This is a genomic window from Ruegeria sp. SATB045 (assembly GCF_059613525.1).
The window spans coordinates 1-14,868 of record NZ_JBXWSR010000011.1 but is presented as its reverse complement, the minus strand read 5'-3'; the positions used below and the strand labels follow the sequence as shown (position 1 = coordinate 14,868).

The 14,868-nt window shown below is 59.2% G+C and carries 10 protein-coding genes; all 10 read right to left on the bottom strand.

Annotated elements, in window-relative coordinates; genetic code table 11:
• Window positions 1–6 precede the first annotated feature (6 nt).
• Complete coding sequence (locus AC2FNR_RS01815) at window positions 7–729, bottom strand: PP2C family protein-serine/threonine phosphatase (protein WP_170356391.1); 723 nt, start codon at window positions 727–729, stop codon at window positions 7–9.
• Window positions 726–1,412 (bottom strand): type VI secretion system-associated protein TagF, encoded by a 687-nt coding sequence (gene tagF, locus AC2FNR_RS01810; protein ID WP_170755855.1) that lies wholly within the window; start codon window positions 1,410–1,412, stop codon window positions 726–728. Before tagF ends, AC2FNR_RS01815 begins: the two co-directional genes overlap by 4 nt.
• A complete protein-coding gene (gene tssM, locus AC2FNR_RS01805) occupies window positions 1,412–4,984 on the bottom strand; it encodes a type VI secretion system membrane subunit TssM (protein WP_496847771.1) in 3,573 nt (1,190 codons plus the stop codon). The genes tagF and tssM overlap by 1 nt, the downstream gene beginning before the upstream one ends.
• Window positions 4,981–6,414: a type VI secretion system protein TssL, long form gene (gene tssL, locus AC2FNR_RS01800; RefSeq protein ID WP_496847770.1), complete on the bottom strand. Its 1,434-nt coding sequence runs from the start codon at window positions 6,412–6,414 to the stop codon at window positions 4,981–4,983. Before tssL ends, tssM begins: the two co-directional genes overlap by 4 nt.
• Before the next feature lie 93 nt (window positions 6,415–6,507).
• On the bottom strand, window positions 6,508–7,848 hold the full coding sequence (gene tssK, locus AC2FNR_RS01795) for a type VI secretion system baseplate subunit TssK (RefSeq protein WP_496847769.1): 1,341 nt from the start codon (window positions 7,846–7,848) through the stop codon (window positions 6,508–6,510).
• A gap of 36 nt (window positions 7,849–7,884) precedes the next feature.
• Window positions 7,885–9,348, bottom strand: coding sequence for a type VI secretion system-associated FHA domain protein TagH (gene tagH, locus AC2FNR_RS01790; RefSeq protein WP_496847768.1), 1,464 nt, complete (start codon window positions 9,346–9,348; stop codon window positions 7,885–7,887).
• 10 nt (window positions 9,349–9,358) lie between these two features.
• Entirely contained in the window at window positions 9,359–9,664 is a 306-nt protein-coding gene (locus AC2FNR_RS01785; protein WP_170356385.1) for a PAAR domain-containing protein, read from the bottom strand.
• Window positions 9,665–9,666: 2 nt separating this feature from the next.
• Entirely contained in the window at window positions 9,667–10,257 is a 591-nt protein-coding gene (locus AC2FNR_RS01780; RefSeq protein ID WP_170356384.1) for a DUF6931 family protein, read from the bottom strand.
• Window positions 10,258–10,268: 11 nt separating this feature from the next.
• Window positions 10,269–12,398 (bottom strand): type VI secretion system Vgr family protein, encoded by a 2,130-nt coding sequence (locus AC2FNR_RS01775; protein WP_496847767.1) that lies wholly within the window; start codon window positions 12,396–12,398, stop codon window positions 10,269–10,271.
• A gap of 34 nt (window positions 12,399–12,432) precedes the next feature.
• Window positions 12,433–14,868 (bottom strand): type VI secretion system contractile sheath domain-containing protein (locus tag AC2FNR_RS01770; protein WP_496847766.1); only part of this gene is annotated, 2,436 nt, incomplete at its 5' end.

The window sequence follows — 14,868 nt, the reverse complement described above, 5'->3', positions numbered from 1 at the left end:
CGGGGTTCAGGGAATATCGACCACGATCACCGAGATATTATCGGCCCCGCCCCCGTCCAGCGCGATCTGGATCAACTGATCGGCGACGGTTTCAATCGGCATCTCGGACAGCGCCTTTTCCAGCATCGGGAATGTCGCGTATTTGCTCAGCCCGTCCGAGCAGATCAGGAACCGGTCGCCCGGCTGAACCTCGCCCCGGATCTTGTCCAGTTCCAGCACATCCCCGACACCAACCGCACGATTGATCGCATTTGATTGGGGATGCTGTTCCGCTTCATCCCAGCTCATCTGGCCCGCCAACACCAGATCGGCCACAACCGAGTGATCGGTGGTCAGCATTTGAATCTGGTTGTCACGCAGCAAATAGATGCGGCTGTCGCCCGCCCACAAACCGACGAAATGGCCGTTGGCCAGCATCATACAGGCAACGGTCGTGCCCATGGTTTTACCGCCACGGGTCTCAGCCTCTTGACGGATTGCCGAATGCGCTTGCTGTAACACATCCCGCAACTTCACCAGTCGATCCGCTGGTGGCAGTCCCGGCGGGATTGCCGCGACCATGTCAGCGACAAGACGGCTGGCGTAATCGCCCCCTTCGTGGCCGCCCATACCGTCCGCGACCATCCAAAGGCTTTCCTCGGGCAGGGCCAAAACGGCATCTTCATTGAGCTTGCGCTTGAGGCCGACATGGCTGCGGGCGCTGTACCGAACGCGGTGACTTGAATTCATAGTGGCCTTGCCTCGGTCCAGACTGCAGCGTGAAGATTAAACAAACCTTGCATGTTTGATCCTTGCGGTAAACCTTCGCAGACCATCATCCGAGGGACGCCGCCGATGTCAGTGCTCCAGATTGTCGGAGACCGATAGCGATGCGCGACCAACCCCGCCGCGAGGTCGGGCAACAGACTGTCAGCGACTTCCCCGCGCGTCAGAACCAGCGTGTTTCCCTCGGCCCGAACCGGAGAAGTCGGCTCTTGTAATGGAACCACCAGCGCCTCCAATCCCTCGGCCAGTTTGTCCCGCGTCATGTCATCCTCAAGCGCAGCCAAAGCCAAGTCTTCAAGCTGGCGGTATGTCGCCTCGGCCCGGAAGTGAGACAGAATTGCCGAACCTTCATTAGATACGCCCGATACCAAAGTCAGGGGAAACCGTCGTCCGACCCGATCCACTGATGGCATCAAAACGCCCAACATCTTTTGCGGGCCTGCCAATCCCGGCGCCAGACAAAACCGCCAAATGGGTGCGGACATGTAATGCGCGTCCCACACAGGTCCCAGAGCTTCAGCAGCGTTTAACATGCTGTGCTGAATCCAGGTATCCCATGGCTGGACGAAATCCTGTGAAACCCCCAGCCGAAAAAAATCTCCGACCGAAGGCATCTTACCAAACGCGCCAAACCCAGTCCGCTGCATCAGAACGATTTAGGGCAGCTGAACTTTTGCAGCGCCGGAAGGGCAAAGGGATTGATGACTGAGCCAGATTGCAACTGGAAGATCGCAATCCGGCCGCCGACATTGAAGATCACCTTCTTGCGGTCCGATACGTTGGTCCGCCGCACCTCGGCCGCGTCCAGAAGGCGGAACCACGCCCATGGCCCGTCCTTGGACAACACACTTTCGATGTTGCGTTTATCGGGCTGGAACGTGACCCGCGCCAATCCAACCTGCCCCGGCCACGTGACCGCCATCGGCGAAGGCAGCCCGCCGCGATGGCGGAATTCCAGCGATTGTCCGTCAATTTCAAGCGTGACGCCCTTTGCCTTGGGGTCCAGCGCCTCGGGCATGATCTGGAACTGAATCTGGGGTTGCGGGCCCGCGGCAAAGAAAGCCTCGCGGATTTCGGCGGCGTTCTGGAATTGGGTCAGAACGGCCTGACTAATGCCCAGATCGGCCTCGTTTACGCTGCTTTTCCAACTCCAAGGGCGCGTGCGCATGTCCACGTGTTTGGCGAGGTTGTCGGTAAAGAAGGTGTCGATCAGACCTTGCGGGCCGAACAACCGGCTGAAATCACCCATCGCCACATCTGCCCCGGATCTGCGACTGAACGGATAGCGGTCAGTGACGACCTGCTCGCAGAAGGGCAGCACATTGGCCTGCCAGCGTGCGTTCAGCGAGGCCCGCGTACTGTCAGACGTGATCCCCGACGATCCGTCGATGATCTGCACCGCCCAGCGTTCCATTGGGCCGGGAATGCGAGCCGCTTCTTGCTGAAACTGCTGCAGCGCCTGCCCGGACTCGCCGCCCGAGGTTCCGCTGAAGGACATCTTGTTCAGCTCTTGATAGACGCCCGTCAACGACCCCATCAACTGATCCAATTGCGAGGGCTGCCCCTCGGGTCGGTCAACAAGCTGGTGCAGCCAGGCAAACCGATCCTCGACATATTGGCCAGGCTCTTGCACCGGCTGTGACGCAGTCGCGCCGCTGGATTTGGCCAAGGCCTCCAGCAGGATTTGCGTCTGGACCGAGGTCGCCGACTGCAACTCGAGGCTGGCCGCGCTGGACAGCCCTTCACCCAGAGCATCCGAATTGGGTAGAACCGATCGGCTTTCGGTCAGCTTCGTCTCGTCCGAGATCGAGTTCAGGATATTCACGATAGGCGAGGTCGGCCCGGACAGCACATTGGTCACTTCGACAGCGTGGCTGAGGCTTTCCATCGGCACGATGTCGATATCGCCCAGCATCGCGTCATAGCGCGCAATGTAGTCGTTGTAATACAGGTCCAGCACATCGCGGCTGAGCGCGGCCAGCGCCAGTTCGGTCTGTTCCGCCTCGCCGCGCGGGCCCAGAACCCAGCTTTCCTTTTGCACCCGTTTGGCTACGCCAACTGCTTCGCCGACAAATACGTCATTGAAACCGCGATAGGTAAAGATCCCCTCGATCCCGTCATTCAACGGTTTGCCCGAGGACCGCACCAAAACGCGCGCAACAGCAGGGCCGCCGACTTCGGTGATCCGCCATTCAGGCAGAGCCGTCGCGGATGGACTTGAGATGATCCCATTGTACACGCGCTGCGCCAGCGGCAGTTCCGACAGCAGGCCCTGTATCTGCTCGACCATGGGCCCGTTCAACGCAACGGCCTGCATCGGCTGGCTCAGCAATGCCTCAAGATGGTCGTTAAGATCAGCGCGGAATTCCTCGCGCGAGGGGCCTGGGAAGGACACCGTCCAGTCGATATTCATCCATTCCTTGACCAGATTCTGGTTCATCGGACCTTGCAGACCCAACATCAGATAAACCTTCAGCGCCTCATACAGCACATCGGGGTTGTTGATATTGGCGCTCATCTGTTCTTCGAGCCGCAATAGCAGACGTGGCAGAAGGCGCTGGTTCAGCGCCGCGCGGTAGGTTTGCGCCGCCTGCGTGCCAATCACATCCCCCTGATACAGGCCATAGGTCAGGCGCGTTTCAGGGTCCGGGTCGGACAGGGTCGGGTTCGCGGGCAGATCGCGCAGCGTGTTCAACGCCTGCACCACCGGCACCAGATCGGTATCGCCCACCGGGCTGGGTGGCAGCGTCGCCGCTGCAGCCTGATAGGCGGATACGCCCTCTTGCGCCTCAGAGATCAGTTCGGAGTTGCCCGAAAAGCTGCGAACCAGCAGGGCACCCACTGCAACAGCGGCAATCAGCGTCGCCGCGACCGAGGCCCATTTGGTGATCTTATAGCGCCGCTCAACCTTGTCATCGGCGCTGACCAGACCGGCCTCGCGGAAGATCACCTGATCAAACAGGCGGGTCAGGAAATACGACCGGCCCGAGCCCTGACCCGAACCAATCGCCTGACGTCCGATCCCGAAAGTACGCGCCATGCCCAACATCAGCCGGTCAATCGGAGTGCCTTCTTGCGTTCCGGATGTGAAATAGACCCCGCGCAGCATGTGGCGGTGTTGATAGCGGCTGTCCTGAAACACCTCGGTCAGGAATTCATGCGCCACTTTTCGGAACGAGGCCACCTGCATCGGGAAGCCCGCAACCAAGGCGCGGCGCTGGGGGTCGGTCTCGGTCTGCATCCGCTCCAGCGATTGGGCGTTCAAACGGCCCAGCAGCAAGGCGAATTCCTCGTCAAAGGCGGCGACCGGGGATTGTTCAGACCGGGACTTGTCCAATGGCAAGGTAAAACCCCAAACCTGTTCGCGATCTTCCTTACCCAGATTGTCATAGAACTCGGCAAACCCGGCAATCAGGTCGGCCTTGGTGAACAGGATATAGACTGGAAAGCGCACGCCCAGTTTTTCGCGCAACTCTTCCAGACGACGACGCACGGCCTTGGCGTGTTCTTTCTGGGTGATCTCATCCTGCAAAGACAGATCCGACAACGAGATCGCGATCATCGCCCCGTTGATCGGCTGGCGCTTGCGGTATTTCTTGAGCAGCCCAAGGAACCCAATCCACGCCGCGTTATCGACCTGAGCGTCGCTTTCCTGCGTCGTGTATCGCCCGGCCGTATCGATCAGAACGGCGTTTTCGGTGAACCACCAATCGCAGTTGCGCGTGCCGCCAACACCACCAATCGCGGTTTTACCCATCTCATCGGCCAGCGGAAAGTTCAGGCCGGAATTCACAATGGCAGTGGTCTTACCCGCGCCCGGCGGGCCGATCATCACGTACCACGGCAGCTCATTCAGATGCCGCCGTCCGTTCTTGGACTTGCGCAGCTCTGCCATAGCAGTTTTCAACTTGCCGCGCAGTTCCGAGATTTCGCTGTCGATCATGTCGCCGCCGTCGCTGACGGCTTCGGTGATTTCTTCGGTCAGCTTCTTTTCGCGACGACGACGAACAAAGAAGATGGTTAGCGCAATGATCAGGAAAAACGCATAAATCACACCGCACCAGATCAACCGCGCCGTCATCCCATCCAAAGGACGCCATTCATCCGACCCAATAAGTGGTCCGAAAAAATAAAGGCACAAGGACAACGCCGTCGCCGTAAAAAACAGCACGGTGTAAATCGACAAGAAGATGAATCTCAGGATTCTACGGGCGGTCATTGAGTATCCTCCTGCACCAACAGGACTTCGATCCGGCGGTTGGTGGCGCGGCCTTCACGGGTGGAATTGTCGGCAATCGGGTCACTGTCGGCCCGGCCCTCAGCGCTGAGGCGATTGGGGTCGGTCAATTCGGGTGACATCTTATTCATCACCGATTTTGCGCGCGCCAGCGACAAGGCGAGGTTGGATGGAAAGCGCGCTGACCGGATTGGCACATTGTCCGAATGTCCGGTCACGATCACCGTGCCCGGCTCGGCATTCAACGCCACGGCAACCCGGCGCACCGGCTCTTGGAATTTGTCTTGCAGACTGTCCGAGCCTGACCCGAACATGCCCGACCCCTTGATGCGGATAACCAGCGTATTGCCTTTCTCAAAAACCTCGACCAGCCCCTCATCAATCTCGGGCTGAAGGAATTCGACGACCTTCGCGATCTGAGGTTGCTGTTGCGGAGGTGGCGGCGGAGGCGGGGGCGCGCGGCGCTGCAACTCGGTCACGGGGCCCGCGTCAATCACCGACATCTGACCCACAAGATTTTCCGTCTTGTTCGACAGGACATAGGACAGACCGCTGAATTCAATCACCAGCAAAAGCGCCGTCACGCCAAGCGCAATCCAGACCGGTTTCCACATGCTGAGCGCGCGGTAAGGCTTGTCCACGCCTTCCCAATGCGGGGCCAGATCACGTTCGACAGGGCCACGTTGCGCTCGGATGACCCGAGCCAGACCCTGCCGGATTTGCAGATGCTTGTCCGGTCCGCCTTGTTCGACCCGCAAGCGACCTTCAAAGCCCAGCGACAGGCACATGTAGACGAATTCCAGCAGCTCGATATTGTTCGCAGGCTCCTGTTCCAGCCGCGCCAGAAGGTCGTAGAAACGATCCCCGCCCACCGTCTCGCGGTGGAAGGTGCCAACAAGTGATTGCGTCGCCCAACTGGACTGGCCGCCCCACGGAGTGTTCAGCACGACATCATCCAGCGTCGCACATAGGGCATAACGCGCCACTTTGACCGATTGCGCCGGGATGCCCGCCTGTAGGGCGGCATTTTCAAAGCTGCGCACTTCAGCCACCACGCTTTGGCGCAGCTTGTCGGGGTCCATGTGCTGGGCGCGGTTGCGAATACGGCTGATCAGCGAAAACAGCGGTGCGGCGCAGGCGTTCAACCGGTTCATCCCGGTTGCGGCCACCTGTTCCCCACCGCCTTGTGGCGGGCGCGACTGTGGGGCCTGCGCCGGAGGTACGCCATATCCGTCCCCTGCCGCAGCGGGCTGCGGCTGAGGCGCTTCCATCGGCTCGGGGTAACCCGCCGGTTGCTGAGGCGCGGCGGGTTGTTGCGGCATGGTCCCGGCCTGACGTCGTCCACCCGGGTTGGGGCGAATGACCGTCTTATCTGTATCGTCCGGTTCGGCAAAAGGATCGTTGTCGGACATGATCTACCTGCTTCCTCACAGCGCCCGCATGGTCCAGTGGTCCACGCAGGCAGCCCCATCAATTTGTTTCGTACCAATCAACGGCCCGAACGGCTACTGATTGCGGATCGCCCAAAGCTCCATCTGCAATCCGGGATAATGCCCCGACACATGCACCGCGATCCCGCCCGAAGTGGTCATCTTGCTCCAATACGGGCTGGCTGCGTCCAGTTCGAAATAGACCACGCCCGAATGGTACGGGATCTGGCGCGGCGCGACCGGCAGCGGGCGCAAAGTGATGCCCGGCAGGGCCGAGTTCACCAATTGGCGGATTTCCTCAACCGGGCCGGTCTTGGCCTGACCCGCGAAGTGCCGCCGCACGTCTTCGGCGGGGATATCCGCATTAACTGCCAGCACAAATCCGGCCGAGCCGATCAGCTTGCGATCAGCAATCACACCGACGCTGATGCCGTACTTGCGCGGCTCCAACGGGATCGAGATCGCCGTCTGCTCCAGCACCGAGCTGAGATATTGGCGCAGCACTCGGATCACCGGGGCAAAGCTTTCGGTCAGGTTGTCGTGCTGATAGGCGGGGAATTGCACGGCTTCTTTCTCGGCGCTCATGAACGTGGCCAATTCACCGGCAAGGGCTGCGCAAACGCGGTAGGCGTGTTCTGGATGCACGTTTTCGATATTGGCGAAATGACGCACCAGCGGCAGGTTGCGGTTGATCACCATCAACAGCAGGAAATCCGAAATCTCGGCAGCACCCTTGGCAGGTCCACCTTCGGACAGCCGCCCGGCTAATGCCTGCATCCGGTGCGACAGCATCCCCTCAAGCTCGTTCATGAACCCCGCCAATGCCGGGGCTGCGCGCACATCCAAGACCGAGGGCACAAAGCCGCGATCCAGGACAATCTCTTTGTCCGGACGCACTTCGATGATGCGGGCAATCGGAATGGCCAGCTTGTCGGCCAGATCGTCTACCGCCAGCGCAAATTGCAGCCGTAGCTTGCCAACGCCCAGCGTCACCGGCTTTTTCTGCTGGCTCATCACGTCGGTGATTTCCTGTTCGGCGGGACGCAGGCGGCTGACGGATTGTTCCGCCCCGCTCAGATCCACCTCAGACGCGCCTTGCCGCCGCTGCGGTACGGTCAGGTAAACAACGCAATCCTTGATCGTTTCGGGCACTTCCAAAGCGGGCGGATGGTCTTCGGCTTGCGGTACGCGAAACACCTGCCCGTCCGGCGTCAGCCCTGAACAGGATTTAAGCGCAATTTGCCCGACTTTGAGCACTTCGTCATCCAGCTCAAGCGCACTCAGCCCCCAGGCATAGGGTGTCACCCGGCGCGCAAGCCCGGCCACCAGCGCCTCTGTATACCGGTCGGCCTGCTGGAAATGGTGGGGCTGCAAAAACAACCCTTCGGTCCAAAGCACCTTGCTGTCCCAGGACAATGGCTGCCCTCCCTTTTTATTGCGCCCGATGGGGCGTTACTTCAGCTTTTCCAGCTGTTCTTTATACGCACGCGCGAATTCCCGGCTGAAGAGATCGTGAAAATCATTCTCGGCCTGATCCGAAATTTCCGCATACATCTTTTCATACACTTCCCAATATTGGGCCTTCTTACCCTTGAAAAGTGACCCAAGTTTGCCGGAGCCTTCGATTTTCCCGGCCAGCACCTCGGGGTCGAGCCGCGACAAAACGCCTTTGAGCGCGGCCTCCATGCCTGTGACCATGGCAACTTCATGGGCCTTGATATCGTTCAACGCCTCGGCGGTGGCCTCCTCAGAAGCGAGGTAGCCTTTGACCCGCGGTTTCACCAACGCCTCGATCGCCTGTTCGGCGCTGATCGAGAATTTTAGTGGGTTGTTTCCGCCTGCGCTGATCATCGTCTGGTCAATGCGGAATTCAGACTTGATCGAGGTACGCGTCATCAGAATTTCGCGCAGACCCGTGATCATTGCCCGTAACACGCGCCCCATCCGGCCCATCGTGGCGGGCAGATCGGCGTCGTCGATGCGCAGATCGTCCACCTCAAGCGCCTCAAGCAGCGCGCGGGCGGCGGATTGATCGCCGCTTGAAGCAGCAGGCGCAGGCGTTTCGACCACTGTGGGCTCATTCGCAGGCTCGGGCGCAGGCGTCGGAGCCACAGGTTCCGACGGCGGAGGTGGGGCCGCACGCCCTCCCGGTGTTGGCTTGGCCGGTGGAGCGGCCGGTTCCGGCGGTGACGCAGCAAACGGGTCCGAAGAGGACGGCTCTTGCGGCGACAGGAAATCGTCATCCCAATCGTCGGGGATCAGGTTCGCGCCGCCACCACTGGCGGGTGCTGAAAACGCATCCGTGGCCGAGGGGTTGTGCATGGGGTCGCTCGCCCCCAAGCCCTGATGCGCATCGGCAGGTTTGGCAAAGAACGGGTCATCATCACCGAGCGGTGGCAGCAGTTCGTCCATGGGATCAGGCGTTGCGATCTGACCCGGTCCTTTAGGGGCTTCACCGCCCAGCAGGTCATCCAGAAAATCCCCTCCCGGCGAGGACGCGTCCAGCAAATCCAGCGGGTCCGGCGCGTTTTGCGACTGTCCGGGCGAGACATTGCCCTGCTGCATCGGCTGCGGGATCATCTCTTCGAACGAGGGTAAATCGGCGCCGATCTCGACCACCATCTCATAACCGCCCGCCGTCAACACATCGCCATTGTTCAGCGGTGTCGGCGTTCGACCCAAAGCAATCTTTGAATAGTTCAGAAAGGTCCCGTTGGTCGACAGGTCCACGATCACCACGTTGCCATTGTGATCCTCGATCACAAAATGGTTCTTGCTGAGCGTCCGCTCGGGGTCGGGCAGTACAAGATCATTGGCCGGACCACGCCCTACGGTCAGCGATCCCCCCTGCATCGACACAGGACGCCCGTCGCCCGGCACAATGCCGGTGGATTGGAATTTGATCGTGACCGTCATTCTTCTGTCTTCATCCTCCGACCAGCACGGTAAATTCACCTTTGACGATAGGTCCGCCACAGGCGCAGGTATCCATCACCCGCGCAGCTGGCATCTTGCCAATCAGTACCGTCGCCGAGCCTTTGATGATCGGGTGCGGAAAGGCGGGTGTGGCCATGTCAAAAATGCGAGCGGCAGGCATCTTGCCCACCAACACTGTGGGGCAGCAGGGCGGCAGGATCGGCATCGGCGCAGGCACCGGCGCGGGGGGCGCAGGCGGCGGGGCCAGAAACGTACAGGTGTGTAGATCCGCGACGCGGGCTTGTGGAAATCCCATGTCTATTCCTTCGCCTCGAGATTGCCGTTTCCACCACGAGCGATATCAAGGCCACGGTCGATCAGCAATTGCACATAGGCGTCGAAATCGCCATCATGATAGCCCATCGCTGTGACATTCATCGCAAATGCCAGCGCTTCGGCTGCGCCATGCGGGGCCGGCATCGACGCAAGCTCGCCCGTGCCAAGCGTGCCGTCGGCATAGAGCACGCCCATGGCGCAATTTATGGTCTCATCATCGGGCTCGGCCAGATCAATCGTATGCTCGGCCTTTTCGCGATTTTCCTGCGTCGGGCGAAACACCCAAGCCTCAGACGCCGCCAGAGATGGCGTGTTGTGATCGGGCGCGGCTCCGATATAGTCACGCGCAGCCAGACACGACCACCAGACCCGTTCGCGCGGCGGTAGAGCCACGCCCAGCAATCGCAACATGTCAATCGGTGCGCCTTTTTCTTCAAGCTCGGCCAGAACAACGTCCAGAGGCGCACTGGCCGGTGCATCCAGCTTGGTGCCCAGCCGCGCATTGGCATCCGCCAACATCCGGGCGGCAGGCATCTGGGGTGTCTTGGTCAAATTGGCAAATCGTTCGCTCATCCGTTCGCCCCTTAGTTAATCATCGTCACGCCACCCTTAAGGGTCAGCATAGCATCGCCACTGACCGTCGTCAGTGGGCTTTTTGCGTCCATCTTGGCGGTCGCCTGCACATTGATCATTGTGCTTTTGATCGTCACCGAGGTCGGATCCAGCTTAATTGACGAGGTCCCGACTTTCAGCTCGATTGACTGCATGGCTGTCATGGTGATCTTGCCCGCCTTGGCATCGACCTGAATGTTCCCCAGTTTCACAGTCGTCGTTTTGTTACCGGAATCGACCGACGTGACCATGTTGCCTTGCTTGATCGTTTCGGTGTCGTTGCCGGTAACGGTACGGGTGGATTTGCCCTCGATCGTTTCAGTCTGGTCAGTCTTGATGCTGACCTTCTGGCTGCCGGTTTCAATCGTGAAGGTATGATCCCCTTCCTTGATCGTTTCATTCACGTCTTTCTTCACCACCTGGCTCAGGCAACCGTCGCCGCCGTTGCCGCCCGTGTCCAGCTTGTCGTAGCCTATCGTGACCGTGGACTTGTTCTTGACCAGCTTCTCATGATCCTTCTGCGCCTGAAAGCGCACCAGTTCCGCATCCTTTTTGTCTTCGAACATCAGTTCGTTAAATGTGTCGGGTTTGCCTTTCTCGGACGACCGGGTCCTGATCCCGGACTGCGTCTGGTTTGCCGGCAGATCATAGGGCGGCATCGTTTCGGCGTTATACAACATACCAGTGCAGATGGGTCTGTCGGGATCGCCCTCTTCAAACTGGATGACGACCTCTTGCCCGATCCGGGGGATATGGATCATGCCCCAGTTCTTACCGGACCACGGGGTGACAACACGCACCCAGCAAGACGTCTTCTCATCCTTCTTGCCCGCACGATCCCAATGGAACTGTACTTTAATCCGGCCATATTTGTCGGTGTAGATTTCCTTGCCCGAAGGGCCGGTGACGATGGCCGTGTGAAGCCCTGCAATCTCGGGCCAGGGCGTGGTACGGGCGTTGCGATACTGGACCTTCTTGGGCTGAACGTCGAATTCAACCATATACATTTCGCTATTGTCTTCGGGAAATTCCAACGCGCCTGTATCCAGGTCTTTGGAGTTCTTTTCAAAACCGTAGCCTTCGGTCGTCTGTAGATAGAAGGTAGCCGCAGTGACCAGATATTCCTGGTTCTGATCTTTGTCGGGATGTTCCTTCAGAGTGAAGGTCTTGCCCACCTCCATCGCCCGGACCGAGGCACGGCCCCGGCGGCAGTCATATTCGGTTTCTTCAGCCTCCATCCGAACCTGCGCGCGGGGCTTGCCCTTGTTGGCGTCAATGTAGTGACCGGGCGTGTCATACAGCTCGTACTTGTTGTGCTTGTGATCGGGCGAGAGGGTGGTTTTCGACACCGAGGCCATTTTGGCACTGGGTGTCTCAAAATTGAAATCTCCTAAAGCAACGACACCGGGAACGATTTGCTGCGCGCTGGCCCATTCGGTCACGCTGTCGGGCAGGCGCTGTTCATAATCGTCGCCCGCCCGGTAAAACAGGTCCGACTTTCCGGTCAGCGGCGTGTGCCCCGACAGCCCGTCACACAGGACCAACGTTTCATATTTGTTATTCGCCTTCGCATAGTCGAAGAAGTAATAGATGCCCTCTTCCTGCATCAGGCGTGAGACAAAGTCGAAATCGGTTTCCCGGTACTGAACGCAATATTCCCGCTGTTCATAGGTTCCGCTCAGCTTCTTCTGGAAATCCGAGAACCCGTGCGCTTTGAAAACGTCCTCGATGATCTTGTCGACCGTCATGTTCTGGAAGATGCGGCTGTTGGTGGTCTGTTGCAGCATCCAAAACCACGGGCGCAGCTCGGCCAGCAGATGCACGAACCCGTCCCGCAGCGCCAGCCGTTCAACACGCACAATCGTACCCGTGAACTTGCGTTCTTCCCCCTCGGCCGCAGCCATATGGATAGTAAGAATTTTACCCAGCAGCTCTTCCAGCTTGATGGTTTTGTCGGGCGACAGCATCTCGACCTGGATCTCAGTCAGTTCACCCATCTTCTCGGTGATGATCGCGCGACGAATGACAAGCTCGTCTTCCTTATATTTGTAACTGCCCGTGATCCGAAGCGGCCATTCCTTGCTTTGCAGACTGTCAGACATTTCCTAATCCTTCCAAATCGCGTTGGATACGCCGTTACAGATCAGCCAATAATGCGGCCAATTCCGGGTCCATTTCGTCGTCATCCTCGTCTTCTTCCGCATCGTCATCGAAGGAAGCAAGGAAATCATCCAAATCGTCCGAGTCACCAGAACCGGTATCGTCCTCTAGCCCCAGATCATCCAGATCAAAGTCATCCTCGACTATCGTTTCATCAGACTCTGGGTCATCGGGTTCGGGCGCATCAGGTATATCCGGCGAAGGCGCCGGGGCGGGAACACCGGACCACGGCCCCAGAATCTCTTGCCCGGCGACCGAGTTGAACGAGCCCAGCCGGATCTCATCCCGTCCCTTGACGGACAGCACCGGCATATAGCCCCGCTGAACCGAGTGTTCGTGCTTGTCCATTGTCAGGTTGCGTTCGGTACAAGGCAGCGCCACCTGGTCACCGTATCGGTCGTTGACGAAATGATAGGGCACCCCACCAAGGCTCATAACGGACCCCAGATTCATAGCCTTGCCATTTTGCTTAAAGGACTGTGCCAACAGGATTGTCACCAACACCGCCGGATTGGCCCACAGCATCCCACGCAGACCTTCAGCTTCGGTGAATTCCTCAAAGTCGAACTCATATATCGGCTCTGACTTGGCCCCATAGGGCCGTCGCAGCATAAAGCGGGGTGAGGCAAGCCCGACATGCCCGGCCTCGGGCATCGCGCGGAACGTATCCCAGGCTTTAACCACCAGCGGGTGGCGATCCTCTTTCTTGATGTCCAGATAGGCAGGGGTGATCGCGCTAATGAAAGGCGCATCCACATGGGCCGCGACCCGGCCAATACGTCCCAGCAACTCGGCATGGGGCGGGGTTTCCTCAAACGTATAAAGCCCGATCAGGGCGGAATAGCCGCCGCGCCCGTTTTCCTCATCCAAGGGTTCCTCGGTCAGAAGACGGACCAACCCAGTCTGGGCCAGATCCTCTTCCGACGCCAGATCGGCCGCAATCTCCTCGGCCGAAACATCATAGAGGATCACGTCCAGCGTATCGTCATCCTCAACGCTGCGCGCGATCAGGTCCAGACTGCGCCACTGCGCCTCGATCGACTGGAATTCGGGATGATGCAGAACCATGCGCATCGCCGTACTCAGCGCCTCATCCACCGCTGTTTTCATCGCCGCAACGTCCGGGCTGGGCAATTTGCGAATATGCGGCCCGACCACCCGTTTCAGTAGATCATCCACCGGAGAAGGCTGCGCCAGCTCTCCGCTCGTATCTCCGATCAGCTTCTGAAAATCACTGAGTTTCAGATCAGCCCGCACGGTATTTCCACCCGACGTTTTGCGCGGCGGAACCACGGCCTGCCCGAATTCCTCGCCCCATGCGGTCAACTGCTTCGCCGCATGTTCGGCGGTTGCCCCGGCCCCAAGCTGGCCTTTCAGGCCCGACAGCCCTTCGAACAGCGCGACCTTTTCATAAAGTTCGTCAGGGTGCAGATCGTCCAGTTCGGTCAGCTTGACCTCAATCCCCGCGCCGTCCTTACCAATGGGCAGAACCAAGTTAGTGGCAAAGCTTGAGATCACATCTTCGACTGTATCGGCGTCCAGCGGGATCGGCGCGCGCGCAGCCAGCGCATCACCAGTTTCCATCTGCCCTCGCGCCGCACGGCCCGAGAAATCACCAAAGATGGCAATGCGGAACCGGCTGCGTTTCAACTGTTCCGGCTCGGGCCGGTCGGCGCTCATGCGGCCAAAGGCCAGCACCGGTTCGCCATCCGTCTTGACCTCTTGGGAAACGGATGCGTCATCCAATTCGTCATCGCCTGAAAGCAAGTCATCCAAATCGGCATCGCCCTGTTCTTCGGACTCGGATACGTCATCCAAATCCCCCAACAGGTCGTCCAGATCCAGATCATCCAGGTCAACTTCGCTGCTTTCCTCGGTTTCGGTCTCGTCTTCTGCCAACAAGCTGTTCAAATCGAGGTCATCCAAGTCGGGCTCTTGCGCCTCGCCGTCGCGTTCGGTGTCATCAGCACTCAAATCGCCCAGAAGATCATCCAGGTCTATGTCGTCCGCGCTGTCCGGCTCAGTAGCGGTTTCAGCCAAATCGTTCAGCAGCGCGTCAAGATCATCGTCATCCTCTGCGTCCTCATCCGGGGCAGCGTCGGCAAGATCGCCGAGAACGTCATCTAAACTGTCTGCGTCCTCATCCTCGTCAATGTCAGGCAGGGACGCCAGGACGTCATCGGTGTCATCACTTGCGTCAACCTGCTCAGAGGGAGCCTCGGCAAGATCGGCCAAAAGGTCATCAAGATCAGAGTCCTCATCGTCAAACTCGGCCACATCGGGCAACGACGCCAGAGCCTCTGCCGCAGAGCTTTCGTCAGACGTGTCCTCATCGGGAGCCATGTCAGCAAGATCGCCCAGCAAGTCATCTAAACTGGTGTCTTCCGGATCGTCATCAGGAACTGCATCGGC